The 26169-nt window shown below is 70.2% G+C and carries 26 protein-coding genes; 12 read left to right on the forward strand and 14 right to left on the reverse strand.

What is annotated here, in order from left to right:
* Window positions 1–47: 47 nt before the first annotated feature.
* The 3 genes from AC07FY_RS11810 to AC07FY_RS11820 form a co-directional block, all read right to left on the reverse strand.
* On the reverse strand, window positions 48–1316 hold the full coding sequence (locus AC07FY_RS11810) for an MFS transporter (protein ID WP_479004104.1): 1269 nt from the start codon (window positions 1314–1316) through the stop codon (window positions 48–50).
* Between the two features lie 103 nt (window positions 1317–1419).
* Entirely contained in the window at window positions 1420–2502 is a 1083-nt protein-coding gene (locus tag AC07FY_RS11815) for an inositol-3-phosphate synthase (RefSeq protein ID WP_479004107.1), read from the reverse strand.
* Between the two features lie 49 nt (window positions 2503–2551).
* Window positions 2552–3154, reverse strand: a complete 603-nt coding sequence (locus tag AC07FY_RS11820) for a PadR family transcriptional regulator (RefSeq protein ID WP_069921079.1) — start codon at window positions 3152–3154, stop codon at window positions 2552–2554.
* Window positions 3155–3450: 296 nt separating this feature from the next.
* Here AC07FY_RS11820 and AC07FY_RS11825 point away from each other — a divergent pair, with 296 nt between their 5' ends.
* Together AC07FY_RS11825 and AC07FY_RS11830 are read left to right on the forward strand one after the other, a co-directional pair.
* Window positions 3451–6051: a transglycosylase domain-containing protein gene (locus AC07FY_RS11825; protein WP_479004112.1), complete on the forward strand. Its 2601-nt coding sequence runs from the start codon at window positions 3451–3453 to the stop codon at window positions 6049–6051.
* A gap of 79 nt (window positions 6052–6130) precedes the next feature.
* Window positions 6131–7606, forward strand: a complete 1476-nt coding sequence (locus AC07FY_RS11830) for a glycosyltransferase family 87 protein (protein ID WP_479004115.1) — start codon at window positions 6131–6133, stop codon at window positions 7604–7606.
* A 51-nt stretch (window positions 7607–7657) separates the two neighbouring features.
* Here AC07FY_RS11830 and AC07FY_RS11835 read toward each other — a convergent pair whose 3' ends face one another.
* From AC07FY_RS11835 to AC07FY_RS11845, 3 genes are all read right to left on the reverse strand, one after another.
* Window positions 7658–8689, reverse strand: a complete 1032-nt coding sequence (locus tag AC07FY_RS11835) for an alanine racemase (protein WP_479004118.1) — start codon at window positions 8687–8689, stop codon at window positions 7658–7660.
* A 61-nt stretch (window positions 8690–8750) separates the two neighbouring features.
* The gene (locus tag AC07FY_RS11840; RefSeq protein ID WP_479004121.1) at window positions 8751–9869 is read right to left on the reverse strand and encodes a lipid II:glycine glycyltransferase FemX; all 1119 of its coding nucleotides are present in this window, start codon (window positions 9867–9869) and stop codon (window positions 8751–8753) included.
* A gap of 133 nt (window positions 9870–10002) precedes the next feature.
* A complete protein-coding gene (locus tag AC07FY_RS11845; protein ID WP_479004123.1) occupies window positions 10003–10326 on the reverse strand; it encodes a hypothetical protein in 324 nt (107 codons plus the stop codon).
* Between the two features lie 250 nt (window positions 10327–10576).
* On the opposite strand from AC07FY_RS11845, the gene rpsF reads away from it, so the two are divergent.
* The 4 genes from rpsF (at window position 10577) to rplI (ending at window position 12282) form a co-directional block, all read left to right on the forward strand.
* Entirely contained in the window at window positions 10577–10867 is a 291-nt protein-coding gene (gene rpsF, locus AC07FY_RS11850) for a 30S ribosomal protein S6 (protein WP_004950685.1), read from the forward strand.
* Between the two features lie 73 nt (window positions 10868–10940).
* Window positions 10941–11537: a single-stranded DNA-binding protein gene (locus AC07FY_RS11855; RefSeq protein WP_479004126.1), complete on the forward strand. Its 597-nt coding sequence runs from the start codon at window positions 10941–10943 to the stop codon at window positions 11535–11537.
* Between the two features lie 43 nt (window positions 11538–11580).
* A complete protein-coding gene (gene rpsR, locus AC07FY_RS11860; protein ID WP_005315025.1) occupies window positions 11581–11817 on the forward strand; it encodes a 30S ribosomal protein S18 in 237 nt (78 codons plus the stop codon).
* Between the two features lie 18 nt (window positions 11818–11835).
* Window positions 11836–12282: a 50S ribosomal protein L9 gene (gene rplI / locus AC07FY_RS11865; RefSeq protein WP_384370696.1), complete on the forward strand. Its 447-nt coding sequence runs from the start codon at window positions 11836–11838 to the stop codon at window positions 12280–12282.
* A 166-nt stretch (window positions 12283–12448) separates the two neighbouring features.
* On the opposite strand, the gene AC07FY_RS11870 is transcribed toward rplI, so the two are convergent.
* The gene (locus tag AC07FY_RS11870; protein WP_479004130.1) at window positions 12449–13786 is read right to left on the reverse strand and encodes an MATE family efflux transporter; all 1338 of its coding nucleotides are present in this window, start codon (window positions 13784–13786) and stop codon (window positions 12449–12451) included.
* A gap of 451 nt (window positions 13787–14237) precedes the next feature.
* Here AC07FY_RS11870 and dnaB point away from each other — a divergent pair, with 451 nt between their 5' ends.
* Complete coding sequence (gene dnaB, locus AC07FY_RS11875) at window positions 14238–15707, forward strand: replicative DNA helicase (RefSeq protein ID WP_479004551.1); 1470 nt, start codon at window positions 14238–14240, stop codon at window positions 15705–15707.
* A gap of 9 nt (window positions 15708–15716) precedes the next feature.
* On the forward strand, window positions 15717–17102 hold the full coding sequence (locus tag AC07FY_RS11880) for a serine hydrolase domain-containing protein (protein ID WP_479004133.1): 1386 nt from the start codon (window positions 15717–15719) through the stop codon (window positions 17100–17102).
* A 9-nt stretch (window positions 17103–17111) separates the two neighbouring features.
* Here the strand turns inward: AC07FY_RS11880 and AC07FY_RS11885 are convergent, their stop codons facing one another.
* Genes AC07FY_RS11885 through AC07FY_RS11895 form a run of 3 tightly spaced genes read right to left on the reverse strand, consistent with a single transcriptional unit; the run spans window position 17112 to window position 19720 of the window.
* On the reverse strand, window positions 17112–18287 hold the full coding sequence (locus tag AC07FY_RS11885; protein ID WP_479004136.1) for a winged helix DNA-binding domain-containing protein: 1176 nt from the start codon (window positions 18285–18287) through the stop codon (window positions 17112–17114).
* Between the two features lie 56 nt (window positions 18288–18343).
* Window positions 18344–18817, reverse strand: coding sequence for an N-acetyltransferase family protein (locus AC07FY_RS11890; RefSeq protein ID WP_479004138.1), 474 nt, complete (start codon window positions 18815–18817; stop codon window positions 18344–18346).
* 15 nt (window positions 18818–18832) lie between these two features.
* Window positions 18833–19720: a GNAT family N-acetyltransferase gene (locus tag AC07FY_RS11895; RefSeq protein WP_479004141.1), complete on the reverse strand. Its 888-nt coding sequence runs from the start codon at window positions 19718–19720 to the stop codon at window positions 18833–18835.
* A gap of 178 nt (window positions 19721–19898) precedes the next feature.
* Between AC07FY_RS11895 and AC07FY_RS11900 the strand changes: the two genes are divergently transcribed.
* A complete protein-coding gene (locus AC07FY_RS11900; protein ID WP_479004144.1) occupies window positions 19899–20549 on the forward strand; it encodes an HAD family hydrolase in 651 nt (216 codons plus the stop codon).
* 142 nt (window positions 20550–20691) lie between these two features.
* On the forward strand, window positions 20692–21879 hold the full coding sequence (locus AC07FY_RS11905; RefSeq protein ID WP_479004146.1) for a globin domain-containing protein: 1188 nt from the start codon (window positions 20692–20694) through the stop codon (window positions 21877–21879).
* Window positions 21880–21915: 36 nt separating this feature from the next.
* Here AC07FY_RS11905 and AC07FY_RS11910 read toward each other — a convergent pair whose 3' ends face one another.
* The 4 genes from AC07FY_RS11910 to AC07FY_RS11925 all read right to left on the reverse strand — a co-directional run bounded on the left by AC07FY_RS11910 (window position 21916) and on the right by AC07FY_RS11925 (window position 25117).
* Window positions 21916–22395, reverse strand: a complete 480-nt coding sequence (locus tag AC07FY_RS11910; protein ID WP_479004149.1) for an NUDIX domain-containing protein — start codon at window positions 22393–22395, stop codon at window positions 21916–21918.
* A 59-nt stretch (window positions 22396–22454) separates the two neighbouring features.
* Window positions 22455–23360, reverse strand: coding sequence for a LysR family transcriptional regulator (locus AC07FY_RS11915; RefSeq protein ID WP_479004151.1), 906 nt, complete (start codon window positions 23358–23360; stop codon window positions 22455–22457).
* A gap of 176 nt (window positions 23361–23536) precedes the next feature.
* On the reverse strand, window positions 23537–24697 hold the full coding sequence (locus AC07FY_RS11920) for a cystathionine gamma-lyase (protein WP_479004154.1): 1161 nt from the start codon (window positions 24695–24697) through the stop codon (window positions 23537–23539).
* Between the two features lie 39 nt (window positions 24698–24736).
* Complete coding sequence (locus tag AC07FY_RS11925; protein ID WP_479004157.1) at window positions 24737–25117, reverse strand: phage holin family protein; 381 nt, start codon at window positions 25115–25117, stop codon at window positions 24737–24739.
* Between the two features lie 89 nt (window positions 25118–25206).
* Here AC07FY_RS11925 and AC07FY_RS11930 point away from each other — a divergent pair, with 89 nt between their 5' ends.
* Window positions 25207–25524 carry a cupin domain-containing protein gene (locus AC07FY_RS11930; RefSeq protein ID WP_479004160.1) on the forward strand — a complete coding sequence of 106 codons (318 nt, stop codon included), beginning with the start codon at window positions 25207–25209 and terminating at the stop codon, window positions 25522–25524.
* A 172-nt stretch (window positions 25525–25696) separates the two neighbouring features.
* The gene (locus AC07FY_RS11935) at window positions 25697–25927 is read left to right on the forward strand and encodes a DUF5326 family protein (RefSeq protein WP_479004163.1); all 231 of its coding nucleotides are present in this window, start codon (window positions 25697–25699) and stop codon (window positions 25925–25927) included.
* Window positions 25928–26169 lie beyond the last annotated feature (242 nt).

Below are 26169 nucleotides of genomic sequence, written 5' to 3' on the forward strand. Positions count from 1 at the left end.
GTGAAACATCGCCTCCCGCTCCTCCCGCTCCTCCCGCCTCCGATGTTTCACGTGAAACGTCGTCCCTGCCGGCTCAGGAGTACCGCCGTGACGGCGTAGAGAGCGGCCACGCAGAGGATCAGCGGCACGGAACGTCCGTCGGCGGGGAGCATCAGGGAGGCCACCGCCGCGGCGCCGACGAACGCGATGTTGAAGAGCACGTCGTAGACGGAGAAGACGCGGCCCCGGTAATCGTCGTCGACCCGCGACTGCACGACCGTGTCGGTGGAGATCTTGGCGCCCTGGGTGGCGAGGCCGAGGACGAACGCGGCGGCCAGCATCGGACCGGGGGCGAAGGACAGGCCGAGGGCGGGAACCAGGACCGCCGCACCCGCCGAGCAGGCGGTGATCCAGCTCAGGGGGCCGAGCCGGTGCACCATCCAGGGGGTGACGACGGCGGCCGCGAAGAACCCTGCCCCCGAGACCCCGACGGCGATCCCCAAGAGGGCCAGCCCGTCGGCCTCGCTCCCGGACCACGCGTAGCGGCAGAGCATGAGCAGGGTGACGAACAGCGCCCCGTAGCAGAACCTCATCGCGGTCATCGCGGTGAGCGCCAGGGCCGCCTCCCGGCGGGAGGCGAGATGCCGCAGGCCCTCGGCCATGCCACGGACGGTCAGCGCGAGGCCCTCGGCGACCGACGGGTGCAGGACGCCCGGTCGGTGGTCGGGACCGAGGAGGTCGACGGCCAGCCGCAGGGAGGCCAGGGCCGCGGTCAGGTAGAGGCCGGCCCCGAGCAGGACCACCAGGCCGTCGGCGTCGTCGGCCAGGAACCGGGTGAGGAAGGCCAGTCCCCCGCCGGCGGTCGCCGCGAGGGTTCCGGCGGTCGGGGAGAGTGCGTTCGCGGTGACCAGCTGGTGGGGCCCGACCACCCGGGGCAGGGATGCGGCGAGTCCCGCCAGGACGAAGCGGTTGACGGCGGTCACGGACAGCGCCGACGCGTAGAACAGCCAGTCGGGGACCTGGGTGACGATCAGCATGCCGGTCACGCAGGCGAGGAAGGCGCGCAGCAGGTTGCCGTAGAGGAAGACCTGGCGGCGGCGCCAGCGGTCCAGTAGCACCCCGGCGAACGGGCCGATCGCCGAGTACGGCAGCAGGAGCACCGCCATCGCGGAGGCGATGGCCGCCGGTGAGGTCTGTTTCTCGGGGGAGAACACGACATAGGCGGCGAGCGCGACCTGGTAGACGCCGTCCGCCGCCTGGGAGAGCAGCCGTACGGCGAGCAGATTGCGGAAGTCCCTCAGGCGCAGGAGTACGCGCAGATCACCTACGACGGGCATGAGGGCAAGGGTCACACACGCGGAGGGTCCCCGGGCACACAGCCCGGGGACCCTCCGCGGAAGAACGGCCGAAGTCCAGGTGTCCTGGCGGACCCTGGCGCGACTAGCGCTCGACCTCGCCCTTGATGAACTTCTCGACGTTCGCGTAGGCCTCGTCGTCGAAGTACTGCACCGGCGGGGACTTCATGAAGTAGCTGGACGCCGACAGGATCGGGCCGCCGATGCCGCGGTCCTTGGCGATCTTCGCGGCGCGCAGGGCGTCGATGATGACACCGGCGGAGTTCGGGGAGTCCCATACCTCGAGCTTGTACTCGAGGTTCAGCGGCACGTCGCCGAAGGCACGGCCTTCGAGGCGGACGTAGGCCCACTTGCGGTCGTCGAGCCACGCGACGTAGTCGGACGGGCCGATGTGGACGTTCTTCTCGCCGAGCTCGCGGTCGGGGATCTGCGAGGTGACGGCCTGCGTCTTGGAGATCTTCTTCGACTCCAGGCGGTCGCGCTCGAGCATGTTCTTGAAGTCCATGTTGCCGCCGACGTTGAGCTGCATGGTGCGCTCAAGACGGACACCGCGGTCCTCGAACAGCTTGGCCATCACGCGGTGCGTGATCGTGGCGCCGACCTGCGACTTGATGTCGTCGCCGACGATCGGGACACCGGCCTCGGTGAACTTGTCCGCCCACTCCTTGGTACCGGCGATGAAGACCGGGAGGGCGTTGACGAAGGCGACCTTGGCGTCGATGGCGCACTGGGCGTAGAACTTCGCCGCGTCCTCGGAACCGACGGGCAGGTAGCAGATCAGGACGTCGACCTGGCGGTCCTTGAGGATCTGGACCACGTCGACCGGGGCCTCGGCGGACTCCTCGATCGTCTGGCGGTAGTACTTGCCCAGACCGTCGTAGGTGTGGCCGCGCTGGACGGTCACACCGGCGTTCGGGACGTCGCAGATCTTGATGGTGTTGTTCTCGCTGGCGCCGATGGCGTCCGAAAGGTCGAGGCCGACCTTCTTCGCGTCGACGTCGAACGCGGCGACGAACTCGATGTCACGCACGTGGTAGTCGCCGAACTGGACGTGCATCAGACCGGGGACCTTGGCCGCCGGGTCGGCGTCCTTGTAGTACTCGACGCCCTGCACCAGCGAGGCGGCGCAGTTGCCCACGCCGACGATGGCTACGCGAACCGAACCCATTCCGGTTGCTCCCTGTTTGTTCTCGGACGAGGTCTGCGAGATGCAGACCTCATTTTTCAGTTTCGTCGGACGGTCCGGGTCGTCTCCGATCCCGTCCCGCCCGCTCACTCTCGATGAGCTCGTTCAGCCAGCGCACTTCGCGCTCCACGGACTCCATGCCGTGCCGCTGCAGCTCGAGCGTGTAGTCGTCGAGGCGTTCCCGCGTGCGGGCCAGTGAGGCACGCATCTTCTCCAGACGCTCCTCCAGCCGGCTGCGGCGGCCCTCCAGAACCCGCATGCGCACGTCTCGTTCGGTCTGGCCGAAGAAGGCGAAGCGCGCGGCGAAGGACTCGTCCTCCCAGGTATCCGGTCCCGTGTGGGAGAGGAGCTCCTCGAAGTGCTCCTTGCCCGCGGCCGTCAACCGGTAGACGATCTTGGCGCGCCGCCCTGCGAGTGAAGCGGCGAGCGCGTCCTCCGGGGCGTTGCCCGGCTCTTCGATCAACCAGCCGTTGGCGACGAGCGTCTTGAGGCAGGGGTAGAGGGTCCCGTAGCTGAAGGCCCTGAACACCCCGAGCGAGGTGTTGAGCCGCTTGCGCAGCTCATACCCGTGCATGGGGGATTCGCGCAGCAGGCCGAGGACGGCGAATTCGAGGATGCCTGAGCGCCTGCTCATCCGCCTGCCTCTCCTCCGACCTCGACTCCGAGCTCCGGGGCTCTGAGTCCATTATGCCGAGCTGATGTATCGACTCGATACATCCAGACGATAGAACGGTGTGCGTCCGACGACAAGGGGTGACGTGGTGACCGGTGTCACATCACCAATTCGTACGATGCAAGTTGCCTGATTTGGGGTGAACTTCGGCACTGTGCGGGTTTTGAGCGTGCGTAGTCTGTGCGCCAGGACACCGGGGGGACCGGAATTGATCTGCCGCTTCCAGGCCACTCGCCTGCCCGAGGAGTAGTCGTTCGATGAGCGAGCACCGCCGTAAACCGTCGCAGCCCCAAGGTGGTGGGCGAGCCTCGGCCCGCCGGGCTGCCCAGCAACGTCCCGGCCGGGGCGCCGGATCCGGGCGCGACGTCCCCACCGCCTCCCCCAGCGGGCCGTACGCGGAACCCTCCGCGCCGGGCAGCCGCGCCGAGGCCCGCAGAGCCGCCCAGAGAGGGTCTGCCGGCCGCGGCAGAGGCTCCGGCCGGGCGGCGCGCGGCGCCGCCGCAGGCCCCGACAAGCGCCTCGTCAACTACCCCCGCTCCGACCGGGACGGCTGGAAGCGCTTCGTGCCCTCCTGGAAGCTGGTGTCCGGCACGGCACTGGGCTTCTGCGCGGTGGTCACCGCCGGGGCGGGCATCGGCATCGCCATGGTGGGCACGCCCGACCCGCACAAGGCGGCCCAGGCCCAGAACAACGTCTTCTTGTGGGCCGACGGCACTCAGATGGTGGCGACCGGCGGTTCCATGAACCGCCAGATCGTCCCCATCTCGGACATCCCCCGCACCATGAGGGACGCGGTCATCGCCGCGGAGAACGAGTCCTTCGAAACGGACAAGGGCGTCGACCCGATGGGCATCGGCCGGGCCGTGTGGAACATGGCCACCGGCGGCTCCACCCAGGGCGGCTCGACGATCACCCAGCAGTACGTGAAGAACACCTACCTGGACTCCGACCAGACGCTCAAGCGCAAGGTCACCGAGCTGTTCATCGCCATCAGGCTGGGTGTCACCGAGGAGAAGGACACGGTCCTCGCGGGCTACCTGAACACGGCCTACTACGGCCGCGACGCCTACGGCATCCAGGCCGCCGCCCGCGCCTACTTCGGCAAGGACTGCAAGGACCTGAACCCCGCCGAGAGCGCCTTCCTGGCCTCCGTGCTCAAGGGACCGAACCTCTACAACCCCGACGGCGGCATCGGCGCCGCCGCCACCCCCGCCCTCAACGAGCAGCGGGCCAGGAAGCGCTGGGCCTGGGTGCTCGACCGCGAGGTCGAGGTCGGCCGGATGGACAAGGCGGAGCGCGCCAAGTACACGGACGCGGAGTTCCCGGCGCGCATCGAGTCGGAACAGGCCCGCGGCATGACCGGTCAGATCGGCTACCTGGTCGACACGGCCAAGGCGTACGTGATGAAGAACGCGCGCATCACCGCCGAAGAGATGGCCCTGGGCGGCTACACGATCAGGACGACTTTCGAGAAGCCGAAGGTCGACGCCCTGGCCAAGGCCGTCGAGGACACCAGCAACGAGTTCCTCGACGAGAAGAAGCGCCCGGAGTACGACACGTTCGTGCAGTTCGGCGCTTCCTCCATCGACGTGAAGACCGGGAAGATCGTCGCGCTGTACGGCGGACCGGGCTGGGACAAGAAGTACTTCAGCAACAACGCCAACACGAGCGGTGTCCCGGTCGGCTCGACCTGGAAGCCGTACGTGCTGGCGGCGGCGATGGAGTACGGCACGCAGAACTCCAAGGGCCAGGGCATCTCGGTCGACAGCAAGTACCAGGCCAACGACCTCACCGTGATCAACAACCGTGAGGGCAGGCCGCTGCGCGACGCTTCCGGCGCCCCGTTCCGGCAGAAGAACGAGAGTCCCACCCCCTACGGCTACGTGACCCTCACCGAGGCGATGGAGAAGTCCATCAACGTCCCGTTCGCCCAGTTGGTCTTCGACGTCGGCCACGAGAAGGTGCGCAACGTGGCCAAGGCCACGGGCATCCTCGAAGAGTCGCTGAACCCGAACAACGACGCCTCCTTCGCACTGGGAACCTCGACGCCCAGCGCCATCCGGATGGCCGACTCCTACGCCACCTTCGCCGCCTCCGGCACGCACCGAGAGCCGTACTCGGTGACCGAGGTCAAGAAGAACGGCGACAAGCTGCCCGGCTTCGGGGCCCCCACGGCCCAGCGGGCCATGGACAGCGCCGTCGCGGACAACGTCACCAAGGTCCTGGAGAACGTCGTCCAGAACGGCACCGGAACCAAGGCCAAGAAGCTGGGCCGGCCGGCCGCGGGCAAGACCGGAACCACCGACCAGAACAAGTCGGCCTGGTTCGTCGGCTACACGCCGGAGCTGTCCACCTCCGTGGTCCTCTTCCGCTCCAACCCCAATTCGAAGGACAAGGAACTGCAGTCCATGAACGGCGTGGGCGGCACCGACTCCATCCACGGTGGTGACATCCCGGCCGTGATCTGGACCGAGTACATGCGCGAGGCGCTCAAGGGTGCCCCGCCCTCGAAGTTCCCGGAGGCCGAGGACATCGGCGTGCGGGCCGACTCGGCCGGAGCCCCCTCCCCGACGCCGTCCGCGCCCCCGCCGCCGTCGACGTCGCCCTCGCCCTCCCCGTCGAGCAGCCCGCCCCCGGTCTCCCCGAGCCCGTCCAAGGGCGGCAAGCCGTCCTGCAGGCCGTGGGAGCTCTGCGAGCCGGACACCACCGGCGGCACCACCACCGGCGGAGCCGACGGCGGCGGGAACACCGGCGGGATCATCGGGGGGCCCAGCGGGTCGCCGTCGCCGACGGACACCAGCAGGCCCGGACGCCCCGGTGGCACGACCGGCTGGCCCACCGGCGCGGCGGCCGACTGACCGGGCCCGCCCCCGACTCGAGGAAGGCCGTCGCACGGGGTGCGACGGCCTTCCCCCGTGTCGGGTCCCGTACGGCAGGATGAGCCCCATGACGAAGGTGCACGAGGTCGAGGACCGCCCCGTACTGCCCACCCAGCAGGACGAGGTCTCCGCAGCGGGCAGTGAGTTCCTCGGTGGCCCCCTCGGCCGCCACGCCCGGCTCGGCGGCCACTGGCTCGGCCCCGTCCGCGTGGTGGCCCTGCTCGCCATCGGCGTGTTCGCCCTGGGCATGGTGCAGAAACTGCCCTGCTACAACTGGGCGTGGTTCCGGGGGGCGACGTCCCAGTACACCCACGCCTGCTACTCCGACATCCCGCACCTCTACGCGGTACGCGGCTTCGCCGACAACCTGACCCCGTACTTCGACCGGCTTCCCGGCGACATGCAGTACCTGGAGTACCCGGTGCTCACCGGGCTCTTCATGGAGATCGCCTCCTGGCTCACGCCCGGCAGCGGCTCCATGCAGCACCGCGAGCAGATGTACTGGATGGTCAACGCGGGCATGCTGATGGCCTGCGCCGCCGTCATCGCCGTGTGCGTCGCCCGGACCCACCGCCGCCGCCCCTGGGACGCCCTGCTCTTCGCCCTCGCACCGGCCTTCGCCCTGACCGCGACGATCAACTGGGACCTGCTGGCCATCGCCCTGACCGCCGCCGGAATGCTCATGTGGTCCCGGGGCCGCACGGTGCTCTTCGGAGTCCTCATCGGCCTGGCCACCGCGGCGAAGCTGTACCCGGTGCTGCTGCTCGGGGTGCTGTTCGTGCTGTGCTGGCGGGCCGGGACGTGGCGGGCGTTCGGTGCGGCGGTGCTCGGCGCGGCCGGATCCTGGCTGCTGGTGAACCTGCCGGTCATGGTCGGGGCCTGGGAAGGCTGGTCGAAGTTCTACACGTTCAGCCAGGAACGGCCCATCGACTTCGGCTCCGTGTGGCTGCTGATCTCCCAGCGCTCGGGCAGCTCGCTGGAGGGCGCCAACACCTACGCGACCGGGCTGACCCTCCTGCTCTGCGGAGCCATCGGCCTGCTCACCCTGACCGCCCCGCGCCGACCCCGCTTCGCCCAGCTGGCCTTCCTGGTGGTCGCGGCGTTCATCCTGGCCAACAAGGTGTACTCACCGCAGTACGTCCTGTGGCTCATCCCGCTCGCGGCCCTCGCCCGGCCGCGCTGGCGCGACTTCCTGATCTGGCAGGCCACGGAGGTCGTGTACTACTTCGGGATCTGGTTCTACCTGGCCTACACGAGCAGCGGGGACAAGCACCAGGGCCTGCCCACGGAGGGCTACCAGCTGGCGATCGCCGCCCATCTGCTGGGCACCCTCTACCTGTGCGCGGTCATCGTCCGCGACATCCTGATGCCCGAACGGGACGTCGTGCGCCGGGGCGGTTCGGACGACCCCTCGGGCGGCGTCCTGGACGGGGCCGAGGACGTGTTCGTCCTGTCGGACGCGGCGAGGGCGCCGCGGGACGAGGAGCCCGCCGAGGGCCGCCGGGTCGACTGGGGCGCGCCCTCCCGGGACTGAGTCCCGGTGCCGCGCCGGCCGGTCCCGCAGACCGGCCGGCCGACGGGGGGGTCAGGCGTCGAGCACCCGGTCGAACTGCGTGGTGGTGTGCCGCAGATGCGCCACGAGTTCGTCGCCGACCTTGGGCTCGGGCGAGTCCGACGGCACGAACAGGATCGACACCTGCATGTGCGGCGGCTCCGCGAACCAGCGCTGCTTGCCCGCCCACACGAAGGGCGACAGGTTGCGGTTGACGGTGGCCAGGCCCGCCCGGGCCACGCCCTTGGCGCGCGGCATCACGCCGTGGAGGGCCTTGGGGGCCTCCAGCCCCACGCCGTGCGAGGTACCGCCAGCCACGACGACCAGCCAGCCGTCGGAGGCGGCCTTCTGCTGGCGGTAGCCGAAGCGGTCGCCCTTGGTGACGCGCGTGACGTCGAGGACGGCGCCGCGGTACTCCGTCGCGTCGTGGTCCCCCAGCCACAGGCGGGTGCCGATCCGCGCCCGGAAGCGGGTCTGCGGGAACTGCTGCTGGAGCCGCGCCAGTTCCTCGGCCCGCAGATGGCTGACGAACATGGTGTGCAGCGGGAGGCGGGCGGCGCGCAGCCGGTCCATCCACCCGATGACCTCCTCGACGGCGTCCGAACCGTCCGGGCGGTCCAGCGGCAGGTGCAGGGCGAAGCCCTCGAGCCGGACGTCCTCGATCGCCGCGTGGAGCTGCCCCAGGTCCTGCTCGGAGATGCCGTGTCGGCGCATCGAGCTCATGCACTCGATGACCACCCGGGCGCCGACCAGACCGCGGACCCCGTCCAGCGAGGCGACCGAGCGGATGACCCGGTCGGGCAGCGGCACCGGCTCCTCGCCCCGACGGAACGGCGTCAGGACGAGCAGGTCACCGCCGAACCAGTCCTTGATGCTGGCGGCCTCGTACGTCGTCCCCACGGCCAGGACGTCGGCGCCCATGCGGGTGGCCTCCTCGCAGAGGCGCTCGTGGCCGAAGCCGTACCCGTTGCCCTTGCAGACCGGCACCATGCCGGGGAACCGGTCCTGGATCTGCTTCTGGTGCGCACGCCAGCGCGCGGTGTCGACGTAGAGCGTGAGCGCCATGCCCGTCCGGAACCTCTCCTGAAAAGCTGCGGGGTGCAGCGGTGCGTGGGTGGGGGTGGGATCAGCGACGCGACATGTAGATGTCGAGCGCCTTGTGCAGCACCTTGTTGAGCGGGAAGTCCCACTCGCCGACGTACTCGACGGCTTCGCCGCCGGTGCCGACCTTGAACTGGATCAGCCCGAACAGGTGGTCGTTCTCGTCCAGCGTGTCAGAGATACCGCGCAGGTCGTAGACGCTCGCACCCAGCGCGTAGGAATCGCGCAGCATGCGCCACTGCATCGCGTTGGACGGGCGGACCTCGCGCTTGTGGTTGGCGGACGCGCCGTAGGAGTACCAGACGTGCTGGCCCACGGTGAGCATCGTGGCGGCGGCCAGGGGTTCCCCCTCGTGCCTGGCGATGTACAGCCGCATCCGGTTGGGGTCCTCGGAGTTGAGGGCGGTCCACTGGCGCTGGAAGTAGCTGAGCGGGCGCGGGCGGAACTTGTCGCGCTCGGCCGTGATCTCGTAGAGGTGCTGCCAGGTCGGCAGGTCGTCGTAGCCGCCCTGGACGACCTCGACGCCGGCCTTCTCGGCCTTCTTGATGTTGCGGCGCCACAGCTGGTTGAAGCCCTTGAGGACGTCGTCCAGCGAGCGGTTGGCCAGCGGGACCTGGAAGACGTACCGGGGCTGGACGTCGCCGAAGCCGGCGCCGCCGTCCTCGGCCTGCTGCCAGCCCATGCGGCGCAGCTTGTCCGACACCTCGAAGGCGCGCGGTTCGATGACCGAGGCCTCCACGTCGCGCAGGCGCTTGACGTCGGGGTCCTGGATACCGGCCTTGATGGCGGCCGAGTTCCAGCGGCGGATGACGACGGGCGGGCCCATCTTCACCGTGAAAGCGCCCTGGTTCTTCAGGTGGGCCAGCATCGGCTGGAGCCATTCCTCCAGGTTCGGGGCGTACCAGTTGATGACGGGGCCCTCGGGAAGGTAGGCGAGGTACCGCTTCACCTTCGGCAGCTGGCGGTACAACACCAGGGCCGCACCGACGAGTTCGCCGGACTTGTCGAACCAGCCGAGGTTCTCCGAACGCCACTCGTTCTTGACGTCGGCCCATGCCGGGACCTGGCAGTGGCTAGCCGAAGGCAGGCTCTGGAGGTAGGCCAGATGCTGCTCGCGGCTGATGGTGCTCAGGGACAGGCTCATGCGGGGTGTCTCCTCCGGCGGCTTCGCTGGCTATGGCGCGAAGCCTACTTTGACAGGGGCGCCACCCATCTGGGGGACGGGCCGGCGGGCCCGCACCCGTGTGGGCGGCGTCCCTGTGGCGGAGGTACCCCGATCAGCCCAGCCAGCCGCCGAACAGGCCGCCGTGCGCCATGCCGAGGAAGAAGCCGATGGCCGACGCGCCAAGGCCGATGATCAGCGCGAAGCGTTCGCGTGTCGTGACGGAGATGAACTGTCCGTACGCGCCGGTGAGGATCCCGATCAGCCCCGCCCACGAGCTGAGCAGGTGCAGCGAGTGGAAGAAGGCCGTGACGAACGCCACGGCGCCGAGGATCAGGGTGGCCGCCATCAGGGTGTCCTGCAGCGGGTGGGGCTTGCCGTCGGTGGAGAACAGCGAGATCGGCGGCGGGGAGGACTGGGGACGCATGGCCTGTGCCATCGGAAGGCACCTCCTGGCTGAGCAGATCGGTGCTGCGGGGCCCACCTCCGGCAGGGGCCGGGGGCATAGCACCGAGCACACCCGATGGATACAGATTGTGTCCCTCTGCCGCCGGATTTCAACCGGAAGGAGTCGAGGAGGTAGTCTGTACAGCTGCGCGGTGTCTGCTCTCGGACACCGTGCGCACGCATCACGACCCTCCTGCCACGGAACGACCGTGGCCGCTGAGTCCAAAGGAGGTGGGTTCCACATGCGTCACTACGAAGTGATGGTCATCCTCGACCCCGATCTCGAGGAGCGCGCTGTCTCCCCGCTGATCGAGAACTTCCTCTCCGTCGTCCGTGAGGGCAACGGAAAGGTCGAGAAGGTCGACACCTGGGGCCGTCGTCGTCTCGCTTACGAGATCAAGAAGAAGCCCGAGGGCATCTACTCGGTCATCGACCTTCAGGCCGAGCCTGCGGTCGTCAAGGAGCTTGACCGACAGATGAACCTGAACGAGTCGGTTCTCCGGACCAAGGTCCTTCGCCCCGAGACCCACTGAACTCCGGTTCAGCGGTAATCGGGAACGAGTAGCACAGCAGCCCAGCAGCACATCCCCGCCGAGAGGTTCATCCATGGCAGGCGAGACCGTCATCACGGTCGTCGGCAATCTCGTCGACGACCCCGAGCTGCGCTTCACCCCCTCGGGTGCGGCGGTCGCGAAGTTCCGTGTCGCGTCCACCCCCCGCACCTTCGACCGTCAGACCAATGAGTGGAAGGACGGCGAGAGCCTGTTCCTCACCTGCTCGGTGTGGCGGCAGGCGGCGGAGAACGTCGCCGAGTCCCTCCAGCGGGGCATGCGCGTCATCGTGCAGGGCCGGCTGAGGCAGCGGTCGTACGAGGACCGTGAGGGTGTCAAGCGCACGGTCTACGAGCTGGACGTCGAGGAAGTCGGCCCCAGCCTGAAGAACGCCACGGCCAAGGTCACCAAGACCACCGGTCGCGGTGGTCAGGGTGGATACGGCGGCGGCGGCCAGCAGCAGGGCGGCGGCGGTGGCAACTGGGGCGGAGCCCCCAGCGGCGCCGCTCCCCAGGCCGGCGGAGCTCCCTCCGACGACCCCTGGGCGTCCAGCGCGCCGGCCGGCGGCCAGCAGCAGGGCGGCGGCGGTGGCGGCTGGGGCGGAAGCTCCGGCGGCTCCGGCGGTGGCTACTCGGACGAGCCGCCCTTCTAGGGCAGCTCGCACCCCCACTTCTTGATTTCACAGGAGAGACACAATGGCGAAGCCGCCTGTGCGCAAGCCTAAGAAGAAGGTCTGCGCTTTCTGCAAGGACAAGACCGCGTACGTGGACTACAAGGACACGAACATGCTGCGGAAGTTCATTTCCGACCGTGGCAAGATCCGTGCCCGCCGCGTCACCGGCAACTGCACGCAGCACCAGCGTGACGTCGCTACGGCCGTGAAGAACAGCCGTGAGATGGCGCTGCTGCCCTACACGTCCACCGCGCGATAAGGAAAGGGTGACCGACTAATGAAGATCATCCTGACCCACGAGGTCTCTGGCCTCGGTGCCGCCGGCGAAGTCGTCGACGTCAAGGACGGTTACGCTCGCAACTACCTGGTCCCGCGTGGTTTCGCGATCCGCTGGACCAAGGGTGGCGAGAAGGACGTGGCGCAGATCCGCCGCGCCCGCAAGATCCACGAGATCGCCACCATCGAGCAGGCCAACGAGGTCAAGGCCAAGCTCGAGGGTGTGAAGGTCCGTCTGGCCACCCGCGCGGGTGACGCCGGTCGTCTCTTCGGTTCCGTGACCCCGGCCGACATCGCCACGGCGATCGAGTCCTCGGGTGGCCCGAAGGTCGACAAGCGCCGCGTGGAGCTGGGCTCCCCGATCAAGACCCTCGGTTCGTACCAGGTCTCCGTGCGTCTGCACGCCGACGTGGCCGCGAACGTGGGCATCGAGGTCGTCGCCGCCTAAGGGCTGCGTACACGAAGGGCCGCACCCCGCTGGGGTGCGGCCCTTCGTCGTCGGATGCCCCGGGTGCGTGTTTCACGTGAAACATGCGCCGGACGCCGGAACCCGCCCGTGGTTCACGTGAAACAGGTGGAAGAGTGCCGCCCGTGTTTCACGTGAAACATCCGGTCTAGCGGGTCGCTCCCGCGACCAGCCACCGGCCGGAGCGGGCCCGCAGCTGGAGGGTGACCATCCGGACCAGCATCATCAGCGTCATGGCCCACCACAGGGTCGTGAGGCCGCCCCCGAGTGCAGGGACCAGAAGGGCCGCCGGGGTGAAGACCGCCAGTGTCAGGAGCATCGCCTTCGCCAGGTAGCGGCCGTCGCCCGCGCCCATCAGGACGCCGTCGAGGACGAAGACGATGCCGGAGACGGGCTGGGAGAGCGCGACGACGAGCAGGGCGGGCAGCATGACGTCCTCGACGGCCGGATCGCTGGTGAACAGCGGGATGAACACCGGCCGGGCCAGGACGACGAGCAGCCCGAGCACGATCCCCGAGACGATGCCCCACTGCACCATGCGGCGGCACACGGTCTTGGCCCCCTCGGTGTCGCCCGCCCCCAGGTAGCGGCCGATGATCGCCTGTCCGGCGATCGCGATGGCGTCCAGGGCGAAGGCGAGCAGGCTCCACAGCGACAGCAGGATCTGGTGGGCGGCGATGTCCGCGTCGCCGAGGCGCGCGGCCACGGCGGTCGCGATCATCAGGACGGCCCGCAGGGACAGGGTGCGGACCAGCAGGGGGGCGCCGGCCTGGGCGCAGGCCCGGATACCGCCGAGGTCGGGGCGCAGGGACGCCTTGTGCCGCCGGGCTCCCCGGACGACCACGACGAGGTAGGCGGCGGCCATGGCGCACTGGGCGATGACCGTGCCCCAGGCGGAACCGGCGATGCCGAAGCCCGCGCCGTAGACGAGCAGGACGTTCAGCCCCGCGTTGAGGGCGAAGCCCGCGACGGCGACGTAGAGCGGCGTGCGGGTGTCCTGGAGGCCCCGTAGGACGCCGGTGGCGGCCAGGACCACGAGCATGGCCGGGATGCCGAGCGCGGAGATCCGCAGATAGGTGATCGCGTAGGGGGCGACCGTGTCGGAGGCGCCGAAGACGGAGACCAGCCAGGGCGCGGCGGGCAGGAACACGACGATGACCGCCGCACCGAGCAGCAGGGCGAGCCAGATGCCGTCCATGCCTTGGCGGATGGCGGCCTGGAGGTCCCCCGCTCCGACCCTGCGGGAGACCGCCGCGGTGGTGGCGTAGGCCAGGAAGACGAAGACGCTCACGGCGGTGGTGAGCAGAGCCGCGGCGATACCGAGACCCGCCAGCTGGGGCGTCCCCAGATGCCCGACGATGGCGCTGTCCGCCATCACGAAGAGGGGCTCGGCGACAAGGGCGCCGAAGGCCGGTACGGCGAGCGTGAAGATCTCCCGGTCGTGCCGGCGCGGTGCAGCCTTCGGAGCGGCGGGGGCCTGTGTCATGCGCTCAATCTAATCTTCCACAGGTAATGGATACAAGTGCCTTTGGATCCTTACCAACGCGCTGACTTGCGGGTTCCCGCACACCCGTTGGAGGCGATCTTGAGACAGTGGCCAAGATTTTTCCGTGCAGGTCGAACCGGTGAGCAAAAGAGCAGGTCAGGCGGGTGTAAGGGTGGGTCGGGTGATTTTGTCCACAGCGTCGTCCCCTGGTCCGTACACAGCTTCCGGGGACTTACCCACAGCATTGGCGCCGTCGTCCACATCTCATCCACACAGCCTGTGGATAACAAGATTGGCTGACGCCGCTGTCGGCCCTACCGTGGGGCGTTGCCCGACTCGGCGAGAGCCGGTTCGGGCGCCCCATGTGTCAGAGCCGTGTCGTAGAAAGAGTGGCACGGCGAGGTCCGCGTTGCGGACGGGAGGAGGCGGCCCGGTGAGCATGCCCGAGCCCTTGGACGACCCCTGGGCCGACAGCGGTCCGGGTGACCGTCTGCCGCCCCGCCCCCGCCGCAACGGCGAGGGCCGGGGACGCGCCGAGGAGCAGCACGACCGGGGCCGCGAGGGCGGATCCTGGGACGGCGGCGGCGCCGGCGGCGGTTTCGAGCGCGTCCCCCCGCAGGACCTCGACGCCGAGCAGTCGGTGCTCGGCGGCATGCTGCTGTCCAAGGACGCGATCGCCGATGTGGTCGAGGTGCTCAAGGGGCACGACTTCTACCGCCCCTCGCACGAGACGATCTACCAGGCCATCCTCGACCTGTACGCCAAGGGAGAGCCGGCCGACCCGATCACGGTCGGCGCCGAGTTGACCCGGCGCGGCGAGATCAGCAAGGTCGGCGGCGCCTCCTACCTGCACACCCTGGTGCAGTCGGTGCCGACGGCGGCCAATGCCGAGTACTACGCGGAGATCGTCCACGAGCGGGCCGTGCTGCGCCGCCTCGTCGCGGCCGGTACGAAGATCACGCAGATGGGATACGCGGCCGACGGGGACGTCGACGAGATCGTCAACAGCGCCCAGGCCGAGATCTACGCGGTCACCGAGCAGCGGACCTCCGAGGACTACCTGCCGCTCGGCGACATCATGGAGGGCGCCCTCGACGAGATCGAGGCGATCGGATCCCGCAGCGGGCAGATGTCGGGTGTGCCGACCGGCTTCACCGACCTGGACTCGCTGACCAACGGACTGCACCCCGGTCAGATGATCGTCATCGCCGCCCGTCCCGCCATGGGAAAGTCGACGCTCGCGCTGGACTTCGCGCGTGCCTGCTCCATCAAGAGCAACCTGCCGAGCGTGATCTTCTCCCTCGAGATGGGGCGCAACGAGATCGCGATGCGCCTGCTCTCGGCGGAGGCCCGGGTGGCCCTGCACCACATGCGCTCGGGCACGATGACGGACGACGACTGGACCCGGCTGGCGCGGCGGATGCCGGACGTGTCCGCCGCCCCGCTCTACATCGACGACTCCCCCAACCTGTCGATGATGGAGATCCGCGCCAAATGCCGCCGGCTCAAGCAGCGCAACGACCTCTCGCTCGTGGTCATCGACTACCTCCAGCTGATGCAGTCGGGCGGATCGCGCCGTCCCGAGAGCCGCCAGCAGGAGGTCTCGGACATGTCCCGAAACCTCAAGCTGCTGGCGAAGGAGCTCGAGGTCCCCGTGATCGCGCTGTCCCAGCTGAACCGTGGTCCCGAGCAGCGCACCGACAAGAAGCCGATGGTCTCCGACCTGCGTGAGTCGGGCTCCATCGAGCAGGACGCGGACATGGTGATCCTGCTGCACCGCGAGGACGCCTACGAGAAGGAGTCCCCGCGCGCGGGCGAGGCGGACCTGATCGTGGCCAAGCACCGCAACGGCCCGACGGCGACGATCACGGTCGCCTTCCAGGGGCATTACTCGCGATTCGTGGACATGGCCAACACGTAGCATCCGATCATGGACGATCTCTCCGAGGACCTGGCACTCCTTCCCGCCACCCGGCGCGCTCTGCGCCACCGGATCGCCGTCGCGCAGAGCGCCGGCCGGGCCCCCTCGGTGGTGGCGGCCGTCGTGCGCGGCGGCGAGGTGGTCTGGGAGGGCTCCCGGACCTCGGTGGAAGGCCACGGCCCGGACGGGAACGTCCAGTACCGGATCGGGTCGATCACCAAGACCTTCACCGCCGTCCTGGTGATGCGGCTGCGGGACGAGGGCCTGCTGGCCCTCACGGATCCGTTGGAGAAGCACCTGCCGGGGACCGGCGCCGGCGAGGTGACCATCGCCCAGCTGCTGGCCCACACCGGTGGCCTGGCGGCGGAGACCCCCGGTGAGTGGTGGGAGCGCACACCCGGCGCGCTGCGTCCCGAGCTGGCCGACGTCCTGGGGGACGCGCCGCGGCGGCACGCGCCCGGAAGCAGGCACCACTACTCCAACCCCGGCTACACGCTGCTGGGCTCGCTGGTCGAGGCGCTGCGCGCAAAGCCGTGGGAGGAGGCGCTGCGCGCCGAGGTGCTGGAGCCGCTGGGCCTGGACCGGACGAGCGGATCGCCGCAGGCACCGCACGCCGGTGGCTGGGCGGTGCACCCGTGGGCGGATCTGATGATGCCCGAGCCGCTGGAGGACCTGGGGTTGATGGCCCCGGCCGGTCAGCTGTGGTCCACCACCGGGGACTTGGCGCGGTTCGCGCGCTTCCTGCTGCGGGGGGACGAGCGGGTGCTCTGCGCGGAGTCCGTACGGGAGATGCGCACGTCGGCGGCGCCGCCGGAGCCGGGCCTGGCCGAGAGCGGATACGGCCTGGGGATGCAACTGCTGGCCCAGGGCGGGCGCCGGCTCGCAGGGCACAGTGGATCGCTGCCGGGCTTCGTCGCCGGACTGTGGCTGAGCGAAGCGGACGACGTGGCGGCGGTGGTGCTGGCCAACTGCACCTCGGGGCTGCCGGCCGCGTCGGTGGCCGCCGACCTCGTGGCGCTCGTCGCCGATGCCGAGCCCCGGTTCCCGGAGCCGTGGCGGCCGTTCACGGCAGCCGAAGAGGTGCCGCTGGAGGTCTGCGGGCCCTGGTACTGGGGGACGTCGGCTCAGGTGGTGCGGCTGAAGGCGGACGGTTCGCTGGAACTCGGCCCGGTGGGCGCGACAGGGCGTTCCGCGCGCTTCCGAGCGGAACCCGACGGCACCTGGACGGGCCTGTCGGGGTACTACGCGGGGGAGACCCTGCGGGTCGTACGCCGCGCCGACGGCTCGGTGAGCCACTTGGACCTGGCGTCCTTCGTGTTCACGCGGGAGCCGTACGACGCCGACGCCCCGGTACCGGGCGGGGTGGACCCGCGGGGCTGGCGGGGCATCGGGTGACGGCCGCTCTCAGCCGGTGAGTTCACGCTCCAACGGGGTGCGGAAGCGCGGGGTGATCCGGGCGTCCCCGACCCATGCCGCGAGCCGGGCGGCCTCGGCGGTGACCGCCTCCGCGGCGGCGCTGCCTCGGTCCGCCAGCAGCCGCCAGACGATCTCGCCGTCGCCGCGCTGCGCCCAGCCTCCGACGACCTCGCCGTTCCACCACACCGTGGGCCCGATGTTGCCGGCGTAGTCGAAGAGAGCGGGCCGCAGGGCGGGGTCGAGGTGGAAGCCGCGGTCGGCCCAGCCCATGCCACTGGGATCAAGGCCGGGGAGCAGGGCCGCCCAGGGCTCCGGGGCCGGTTCGGGAAGGGTGTCGCCAGGGCTGACGAGGGCGGCGGTCCCGTCCTCCAGGAGCACCTGACCGGGTCCCACGGCCGCGAGGGCCTTGCGGACGTCGCCGAGGGACCAGCCGGTCCACCACTTGAGGTCGGCTTCGGTGGCCGGACCGTACGCATGCAGCCAGCGGCGGGCGAGCTCGGCCCGGGCCTCGGCCGCGGGGACGGCCGGCCAGGGCTTGCTGTGGACCCAGCGGAACTGGCTGGAGGTCCACGAACCGCGCGGTCGGTCGCGGCGGATCCGGCCGTCGGCGGCCAGCAGGCGGATGACCCGGGTGGCCACGCCGGTCTCGGCCTCGTACTTCTTGCCCCGACTGATGGTGATCTTCTGGCGCAGGGCCGGTACGGCGGCGGACAGTTGGCTGCCCGTGCAGGGTCCGAGGGCGTCGAGGGCGTCGAGCGCGGCGGCCTCGGACCGGGCCAGCCAGTCGGCGTCCAGCCCCTGTCCGTCCTCCTCGAGGCGCTTGAGGAGGGTGCGCCGCTCCTTGGCGGTGATGGTGCGGGCCGTGGACGCGTCGACGTGCGGGGCGAGGTCGGTGGAGACGGCGAAGAGGGTGTTGCGCATGCTCAGCAGCCGCACCACGCTCACGTCCTCGTAGAGCGCCTGCTCGATGACCGCCGGGTCGCCCGCGGTGAGCCGGGCACGGGCGGAGAGGAACACCGTCGCGGCGTCCGTGGCGTGCAGGGCGACGACGGCGTCGGCGGCCTCGGAAACCGTGGCGGCGCGCGCAGAGGGAGCCAGGCGGTGGCGTCGGCCCAGACGGTGGCGGCGCTCGGCGGTGGTGACGAGGGGCAGGCTGGGTGTCATCTTCCCGATCGTAGGCCGGGCCGCCGACAGGCGGCCCGGCCCGCCATCACGGCCGGTCAGAGGTGCAGCTTGAACCCGACGTGCGAGGCGGTGAAGCCGAGCCGCTCGTAGAAGCGGTGGGCGTCGGTGCGGGTCGCGTCCGAGGTGAGTTGGACGATCTCGCAGTTCTCGGTGCGGGACTTCTCGATCGCCCATTCGACGAAACGGGTGCCCAGTCCGCTGCCGCGCTCGTCGGCGTGGATGCGGACTCCCTCGATGATGGAGCGGGTGGATCCCCTGCGGGACAGCCCAGGGACGATCGTGAGCTGCAGCGTCCCCACGACGCGGTCCGCTCGGGCCGCCACGACGAGGTGCTGGTGGGGGTCCTGGGCCATGCGCTTGAAGGCTGTGAGGTACGGGGTGAGGTCTTCCGGTGATTCCCGGGTCGCGCCGAGGGGGTCGTCGGCGAGCAGGGCGACGATGGCGGGCAGGTCGGCCTCGGTGGCGGGACGGATGGCCGGCTCGGCGGCCTCGGTCAGGGGGTCACTCACGATGGGTTGGTCCTTTCAGCCCGCGGCCACGGTGAGTGGCGCCCAGCGGCGGGTCCAGTCGCCGGGCAGGCTCGGGAGGTCGCGGGTCATGACGGCGTTGAAGGCCACCGAGGCAAGGCCGCGGTCCTTGAGCCAGGACACGAACTCCTCGTGGCGTATGTCGACATCGGTGCGCAGCGGCCGGTCGGTGGTGGCGGCCAGCGCGGTGACGAGGGCCTGCGCCCCGGCGGTGTCGCGGGCGATCAGCGGACCGATGACATGGGTCTCCATGTTCGGCCAGATCGCGGCGTATCCGGTGAGGGAGCCGGCGCGGTCCTCGGCGACGAGCAGCCGGTCGGTGAAGGCGGGCAGGCGGGTGATCATGTGGGTCCGGTCGGTGCCGAACATCTCGGTGTCCAGCTGGAGAATCCGCGGCAGGTCCTCGGCGGTGGCGGACCGGACGGTGCTGTCCCCGAGCGCCGGGGCGGCCGGGTCCGGGCGAAAGTCGCCCTTCAACATCTCTGCGCGGCCGGTGGTCTCGAAGCCGAGCTCCTCGTAGAGGGGGCGCCCGTACGGAGTGGCGTGCAGGGTGAGCGGGATGCCCTTCAGGACGTCGTCGCAGATGTGTGTCATCAGGCGACGGCCCAGGCCCTGGCGGGAGTAGCGGTCGGCGACGAGAACCATCCCGATGGCGGCGAGCTGGGGCTCAGTGCGGGTTCCGCCGTACCCGGTGACGATGCAGACGGCGGCCAGCCCCCGTCCGTCCGGGGCGTCAACGCCGTAGCCCGTTCCGGCCGCGAGGAGCAGCCCCCATTTGTGGTCCTCGCGGGGCCAGCCGCGGTCTTCGGAGAGGTCGGCGCAGTGGCGGAGATCGTCCGCGGTCAGCGCTCGGATCGGCAGCTCGGTGAGGTGTGGAGGTGTCACCGCCTCAGACTGGATCATGGGGTCGGCGGGCGTCCAGAGGATTTGGAAGAGTGATGTTTCACGTGAAACATCGGCTTCCCTTCCCCGGGCGCGGTCGGCGGTCGCCATGGTGAACGGCGCGGTGTTTCACGTGAAACATCTCGCTGGGTGCGAAGCCGACCCTCTAACCTCGGTGACTATGCCCCTTCTACACCTCTTCGATCTCGACGGAACGCTGATGTTCGGCTCCGCGGCGCCGGTCGAGATCTCCCGACAGCTCGGTCTGAGCGTGGAGATCGCCGAGCTGGAGCGGGCGTTCAGCGCAGAGGAGATCGGCCCGCAGGAGTTCTCCGTGGCCGCTCACGCACTCTGGTCGGAGCTGACACCCGCACACGTCCGGGCGGCGTTCGACGGAGCCCCTTGGCTGACCGGTATCCGCGAGGTGTGGCGGGAGATCCATGAGCGCGGGGACTACTGCGCGGTGATCTCCCTGTCACCGTCCTTCTTCGTGGAACTGCTCCTGGAGTGGGGCGCGCACGCCGCACACGGTTCGGTGTACCCCCAGGTGCCGTTCTTGGGGCCCATGGAGGTGTCGGGCATCCTGACGCCCGAGGGCAAGGTCACGGTGGCGGACCAGCTGTGCGAGCGGTTCGGGGTCACCCGAGGCGACTGCGTCGCGTACGGGGACTCGTTGACCGATTCGAGGCTCTTCGAGGTGGTGCCGGTCTCCGTGGCGGTCAACGCGCGGCCGTACCTGGCGAAGCGGGCCACCCACGTCTACGAGGGCCGGGACCTCCGGGAGGCCTACCAGCTCGCAGGGATGCCACGCCCGGGAGTCGCGGCATCTTAGGACGAACGTGGGGGCGAAACGCGGAAATTCTCCATTTCCCGGCAGGCATCCGGGGCGGCTGGCAGGCTGTGAACCCCGGAACCACGGATTCACAGACCGTGGCGCGTGCAGACCGACCGATATGTTCGAAGCGAGGCACCACATGGACGCTCCGCCCACCAGATCGGCCAGAGGGGGGACGGCCCGGATACCCGTCGAGGGGGGTGCGGCCGAGCCCTCGCCGGACGCCGTGCTCATCCGCCGCACCCTCGCGGACGTCGCACCCGTCGCCGACAAGGTGACCTCGTACTTCTACGCCCTGGTGTTCTCGAGCCATCCGGAGATGCGCGGCATGTTCCCCGCCGCCATGGACGTCCAGCGCGACCGGTTGCTGAAGGCCCTGCTGACCGCGGCCGAGCACATCGACAATCCGGAGGTGCTTACGCCCTATCTGCGGCGGCTGGGCACGGGGCACCGGAAGTACGGAACTCTGGCGGGCCACTATCCGGTGGTGGGTGAGGCCCTCATCGGCGCGCTGGCCCGGTACGCGGAGGCGACCTGGGGGCCGGAAGCCGAGGCGGCCTGGGTGCGCGCGTACACCGCGATCTCCCAGATCATGATCGACGCGGCGGCCGAGGACGAGGCCGTGCGCCCCGCGTGGTGGCAGGCCGAGGTGGTCTCCCACGAGCTGCGCACCTCCGACATCGCCGTGCTGACCGTCCGTCCGGATCGGCCCTACGCCTTCCTGGCCGGGCAGTACACCAGCCTGGAGACCCCGTGGTGGCCCCGGGTATGGCGGCACTACTCCTTCGCCTCGGCGCCGCGCGCCGACGGCCTGCTGTCCTTCCACGTCAAGGCCGTGCCCGCGGGCTGGGTGTCCAACGCGCTCGTGCGCCACGCCCGCCCCGGGGACGTGCTGCGCCTGGGGGCGCCCGCCGGGTCGATGGTGGTGGACCACACGACCGACAACGGGATGCTGTGCCTGGGCGGCGGAACCGGGATCGCCCCGATCAAGGCGCTGATCGAGGACGTGGCCGAGCACGGCGAGCGCCGTCCGGTCGAGGTGTTCTTCGGGGCCCGCAGCGATCACGACCTGTACGACAAGGACACGCTGCTGGGCCTGCAGCGCTCGCACCCCTGGCTGTCGGTGCGCCCGGTGGTCGGGGACTGGCTCGCCGGCCAGCTGCCGCAGGCGGTCGGCGAGCACGGGCCGTGGAGGTCCTACGACGCGTTCATATCCGGGCCGGCCGCGATGATCCGCAGCGGGGTCGACGAGCTCAAGCGGATGGGCATCCCAGGCGAGCGGATCCGGCACGACGCGGTGGAGGAGCTGATGGGTGTCGCGGGCTGAGACCGGCGGGCGCTCCCGCCGGCCCCGGCCGGGCGCTCACCCCAGATCAGGGGCGTGCATGGCCCGCAGGCCCTCGATGTTCCCGTCGAGGTAGTGCCGCAGCGACAGCGGTACCAGGTGGACGGCTGCGATGCCCACGCGGCTGAAGGGGACACGGACGATCTCGTACTCGCCCTCGGGGTGGTCGACCTCGGGACCGTGCCGCTGGCTCGGGTCCATCGATTCGAGGTGGCAGACGAAGAAGTGCTGCACCTTCACGCCGGTGACCCCCCCGTCGGCGATGTGCTCGACGGTGTCGACGAAGCAGGGCACCACATCGATGATCTTCGCGCCGAGTTCTTCGTGTACCTCCCGGTGGAGTGCGTCGACCACGGTGGCGTCCGAGGGTTCGACTCCGCCGCCGGGGGTGAGCCAGTACGGGTCGACGCCGGGCTTGGTGCGCTTGATGAGGATCAGGTCGTCACCGTCGAGCAGGATCGCGCGGGCGGTGCGTTTGACCACGGGACGTTCGGTCATGGGAGAAGAGTGGCCCACGGCTCCGCTTCTGAAACGCGCCGGCGGCCGGAAAGCGAGGCTCACCAGCGTGCGGCGGCGTGCAGCAGCCGCTCGTGCGCGCGGGCGAGATGGGCGAGGGAGAGGCTGCCGGTCCGCACCACGAGGAACCACGTGCGCAGCGGGGGCACCGCCGGCTCGCCGAGGGCCGTGATCCGGCCGCTGTCGAGGGCGTCCTGGCACAGGTAGCGGGGCAGTACGGCGAACCCGGCCCCGGCCTGTACGCACTCCAGTACAGCCCGCAGATCGGGCACGACCACGGTGGCGGCGGCGTCGCCGGCAGCGGGCCGGCTGTCGAAGACGGCGGCCCAGTAACGGGTGACGAGCGGCAGGCTCTCGTGGACCTCGACGAACGGGATGCCCGTGAGGTCGGCGGGGCCGGCCCCGCCCGGCTGATCCGTGCCGATGAGGGCGGCCCAGTACGGCGCGGTGACCAGGACGAGCTCCTCGTCCCACAGAGGGGAGGCGGTGAAGAGGCCGCCCCGCGGGTGGGCGGTGGTCACGACCAGGTCGTGGTGGCCGGAGGCGAGCCCGTCGAGGCTCTCCTCGGCACCGGTCCGCAGCGCGGCGCGCAGCGTGTGGCCCTGACCGACCAGGGGGGCGAGTGCGGGTAGCACGCGCAGGCACAGGAACTCGGGGGGCCCGGCGACGTGCAGGGTGCGCGAGCCGCCGGCCGCCTCCCGCTCGGTCTCGGTGATCCGCAGCAGGGCGTCGAGGTGCGGGGCCGCCTTGTGGGCGAGCTCGTCGCCGACGGCGGTCGGAGTGACACCGCGGGCCCGGCGGTGGAACAGGGGGCGGCCCAGCTGGCGTTCGAGGGTGCGGATCTGGGAGGTGACCGCGGGCTGCGAGAGCCCCAGCAGCGCGGCCGCCCGTGTGAAGGAACCCGCCCGGTGCACGGCGACGAAGGTGCGCAGCAGGGTCAGGTCCATCGCGGCACCTCTCGGTGGGGGCCTTCAACTATAAATACGCCGATAGCACCCTGTCGTTACCGTGATTGGACTCTGACGCTGAGTCAACTAGCCTTGTCACGTGGTTCTCCGCCGGCAGAACCCAGGGCGGTCCGAGCCACGAGGGGGGAGGCTCGGACCGCCGTGCCGGAACCCCTTCAGGCTCCGTCGGCCGTGCAAACCGCCTGGTCCAAGGCCCGCAGCACGTCCGCGACGAGGTCCTCGGTGTCCTCGGCGCCGGCCGAGAACCGGATGAACCCCTCCGGCACGGCGTCCCCGCCCCACCGCCCGCGCCGCTCGGCGGTGGACCGTACTCCGCCGAAGCTCGTCGCGTCCTCGACCAGGTGGAGGGCCGCCATGAAGCGTTCGGCGTGCGCGCGGTCGGGGAGCGTGAAGGAGACCACCGATCCGAAGCCCCGCATCTGGCGCGCGGCCGTCTTGTGGGACGGATCCGAGGGCAGACCGGGATAGCGCACCCCGGTGACGTCGGTCCGGTCGGTCAGAGCCTCCGCGACCGCCAGTGCGTTGGCCCACTGCCGCTGGGCGCGCAACTGGATGGTGGCGAGCGAGCGGTGGGCCAGCCAGGCTTCCATCGGGCCCGGGATCGCTCCGACGACCTTGCGCCACTGGCGGATCCGGGCGGCCCGCTCCGGATCGCGGCAGACCACGTAGCCCAGCAGCACGTCGCCGTGCCCGGTCAGGCCCTTGGTGCCGCTGGCGACCGAGAAGTCCGCGCCGAGTTCGAGCGGACGCTGGCCGAGCGGGGTGGCCAGGGTGTTGTCGACGGCGACGAGGGTCCCGCCGGAGTGCGCCGCCTCGACGAGACGGCGTACGTCGCACACGTCGAGCCCGGGGTTGGAAGGGGTTTCGATCCACAGCAGGCAGGCCCCGTCGAGCACCGAGAGCTGGCCGTCGTCCCCAGTCGGGGCGGTGCGTACGTGGATGCCGTAGGCCTCGAGCTGCTCCCGCAGCATGGGCAGCGCCTGGTAGCCGTCGTCGGGCAGGACCACGGTGTCGCCGGTGCGGGCCTGGGAGAGCAGGACCGCGGCGGCCGCGGCCATGCCGGAGGCGAAGACGACGGTGTGGACGTCCTGGCCGGGGGCCTCCAGTTCCCCGATCGCCTGCTCCAGCAGCGTCCAGGTTGGATTGGTGTCCCGGCCGTAGGTGTACGGGCCGTCGACGTCGCCCGGGAGGTGGAAGTGGGCGGCGAAGACCGGCCCGGGCAGGGTCGGCTCGTTCTTGACGGGCTCGGGCAGTCCGGCCCGGACGGCGCGCGTGCCGTCGCCGAACCGGGCGCTGTCGTACGTGTCCTCGTTCATGCGATGGGCTCCTTCACGGCCTCGCGTACGGCGTCCCGCTCAGTCCTTGTCCGGCAGGACCAGGTTCACGGCCCAGGAGACGATGGAGATGATCAGACCGCCGAGGACGGCGGTCCAGAAGCCGTCGACGTGGAAGCTGAGGTCGAACTGCTTGGCCAGCCACGAGGTCAGCAGCAGCATCAGCGCGTTCACGACGAGGGTGAACAGCCCGAGCGTGAGGACGAACAACGGCAGGGAGAACAGCTTCACCACGGGCTTGACGATGAAGTTGACCAGACCGAACACCAGGGCCACCAGCAGCAGGGTGATCGTCCTGCGCCCGAGACTGCTCCCGTCGTCCAGGGTGATGCCGGCGAGCAGCCAGATGGCGACGGCCAGTGCCGCCGCGTTGGCGAGCGTCTTGACTACGAAATTCGTCATGTGTCTGATCGTGGCAGACAAGATCCTGGTGGGACATCCGCAGATCAGCGGAGTGACGAGAACGATCGAGCACAAGGGGCACAACAACGATGAAAGCCTTCCGCCTTGACGACCTCGAAGCGGAGCGGGCCGCCAACGACGGCGCGTACCTGCAGTTCCTGAGGGAGCGGAACATGTCGGTCGGGCTGTACGCCCTCGACGCCGGGCAAAGCGATCCGCAGCAGCCGCACCGCCAGGACGAGGTGTACTTCGTCGTGAGCGGCCGGGCCTCAATCACCGTCGGGGAGGAGACGACGACCGTGGCGCGCGGCAGTGTCGTCTACGTCCCGGCGGGGGTACCGCACAAGTTCCACCACATCAGCGAGGACCTGCGCGTGATGGTGGTGTTCTCCCCGCCCGAGGGCTGAGCCGTCCGGCCGGAGGGCTCAGCCGCCCCCGCCGGAGGAGGGCCGTGGCCCCGGCCCCTAGGGGGCGGATCAGGGGACTCCGGGGGCTCGCGGGCCCCCGGCCCGGTCCGCCCCCTCCTAGCATCGGAAGCAGAAGGTCACGCTCCGGGAAGACGAGGAAGAGGTCGAGGACATGGACGGCATCCGAGAGGTATTCGCAGGCATGCCCTGGTGGGTCAAGTGGGTCGCGGTCCCACTCCTGGCGCTGTTCGTCTTCGGCGGTGTCATCACGAGCATCCTCGGTGCCCTGATCTCGCTCGTCTTCAAGCTGCTCCTCTTCGTCGCCCTCGTCGGCGGTCTGGTCTTCGTGGTGAAGAAGTTCACCGGCCGGGGCGCGAAGTCCTCCGCCTCCGGGGAGTGGTAGCCGGACCCGTCCTGATTGGGCCACTCGGGGGAACGCGGCAGGCTGGACCGCTCACCGCACGGGAATCGGCCGATACAGTCGCGATCTGTGCCGTCCCCTGGGCACCGACCACTCGTACCACTGCTCTCGCTTGCGGCCACGTCAGGTGAGTGCCGAGCACGACCCCCAGGAACCGCGGCACCGCGGGGGCGGCCCCCGCAGGGCGGGCCCCCACAGCCCGCCGCCACGCCTGGGGGTGAGCT

The organism is Streptomyces sp. NPDC045967 (assembly GCF_056430495.1).

Coding starts and splice junctions, on each gene's coding strand:
- AC07FY_RS11810 (WP_479004104.1), bottom strand. CDS start 1,316: ATGCCCGTCGTAGGTGATCTGCGCGTACTCCTGCGCCTGAGGGACTTC.
- AC07FY_RS11815 (WP_479004107.1), bottom strand. CDS start 2,502: ATGGGTTCGGTTCGCGTAGCCATCGTCGGCGTGGGCAACTGCGCCGCC.
- AC07FY_RS11820 (WP_069921079.1), bottom strand. CDS start 3,154: ATGAGCAGGCGCTCAGGCATCCTCGAATTCGCCGTCCTCGGCCTGCTG.
- AC07FY_RS11825 (WP_479004112.1), top strand. CDS start 3,451: ATGAGCGAGCACCGCCGTAAACCGTCGCAGCCCCAAGGTGGTGGGCGA.
- AC07FY_RS11830 (WP_479004115.1), top strand. CDS start 6,131: ATGAGCCCCATGACGAAGGTGCACGAGGTCGAGGACCGCCCCGTACTG.
- AC07FY_RS11835 (WP_479004118.1), bottom strand. CDS start 8,689: ATGGCGCTCACGCTCTACGTCGACACCGCGCGCTGGCGTGCGCACCAG.
- AC07FY_RS11840 (WP_479004121.1), bottom strand. CDS start 9,869: ATGAGCCTGTCCCTGAGCACCATCAGCCGCGAGCAGCATCTGGCCTAC.
- AC07FY_RS11845 (WP_479004123.1), bottom strand. CDS start 10,326: ATGGCACAGGCCATGCGTCCCCAGTCCTCCCCGCCGCCGATCTCGCTG.
- rpsF (WP_004950685.1), top strand. CDS start 10,577: ATGCGTCACTACGAAGTGATGGTCATCCTCGACCCCGATCTCGAGGAG.
- AC07FY_RS11855 (WP_479004126.1), top strand. CDS start 10,941: ATGGCAGGCGAGACCGTCATCACGGTCGTCGGCAATCTCGTCGACGAC.
- rpsR (WP_005315025.1), top strand. CDS start 11,581: ATGGCGAAGCCGCCTGTGCGCAAGCCTAAGAAGAAGGTCTGCGCTTTC.
- rplI (WP_384370696.1), top strand. CDS start 11,836: ATGAAGATCATCCTGACCCACGAGGTCTCTGGCCTCGGTGCCGCCGGC.
- AC07FY_RS11870 (WP_479004130.1), bottom strand. CDS start 13,786: ATGACACAGGCCCCCGCCGCTCCGAAGGCTGCACCGCGCCGGCACGAC.
- AC07FY_RS11880 (WP_479004133.1), top strand. CDS start 15,717: ATGGACGATCTCTCCGAGGACCTGGCACTCCTTCCCGCCACCCGGCGC.
- AC07FY_RS11885 (WP_479004136.1), bottom strand. CDS start 18,287: ATGACACCCAGCCTGCCCCTCGTCACCACCGCCGAGCGCCGCCACCGT.
- AC07FY_RS11900 (WP_479004144.1), top strand. CDS start 19,899: ATGCCCCTTCTACACCTCTTCGATCTCGACGGAACGCTGATGTTCGGC.
- AC07FY_RS11905 (WP_479004146.1), top strand. CDS start 20,692: ATGGACGCTCCGCCCACCAGATCGGCCAGAGGGGGGACGGCCCGGATA.
- AC07FY_RS11910 (WP_479004149.1), bottom strand. CDS start 22,395: ATGACCGAACGTCCCGTGGTCAAACGCACCGCCCGCGCGATCCTGCTC.
- AC07FY_RS11915 (WP_479004151.1), bottom strand. CDS start 23,360: ATGGACCTGACCCTGCTGCGCACCTTCGTCGCCGTGCACCGGGCGGGT.
- AC07FY_RS11920 (WP_479004154.1), bottom strand. CDS start 24,697: ATGAACGAGGACACGTACGACAGCGCCCGGTTCGGCGACGGCACGCGC.
- AC07FY_RS11925 (WP_479004157.1), bottom strand. CDS start 25,117: ATGACGAATTTCGTAGTCAAGACGCTCGCCAACGCGGCGGCACTGGCC.
- AC07FY_RS11930 (WP_479004160.1), top strand. CDS start 25,207: ATGAAAGCCTTCCGCCTTGACGACCTCGAAGCGGAGCGGGCCGCCAAC.
- AC07FY_RS11935 (WP_479004163.1), top strand. CDS start 25,697: ATGGACGGCATCCGAGAGGTATTCGCAGGCATGCCCTGGTGGGTCAAG.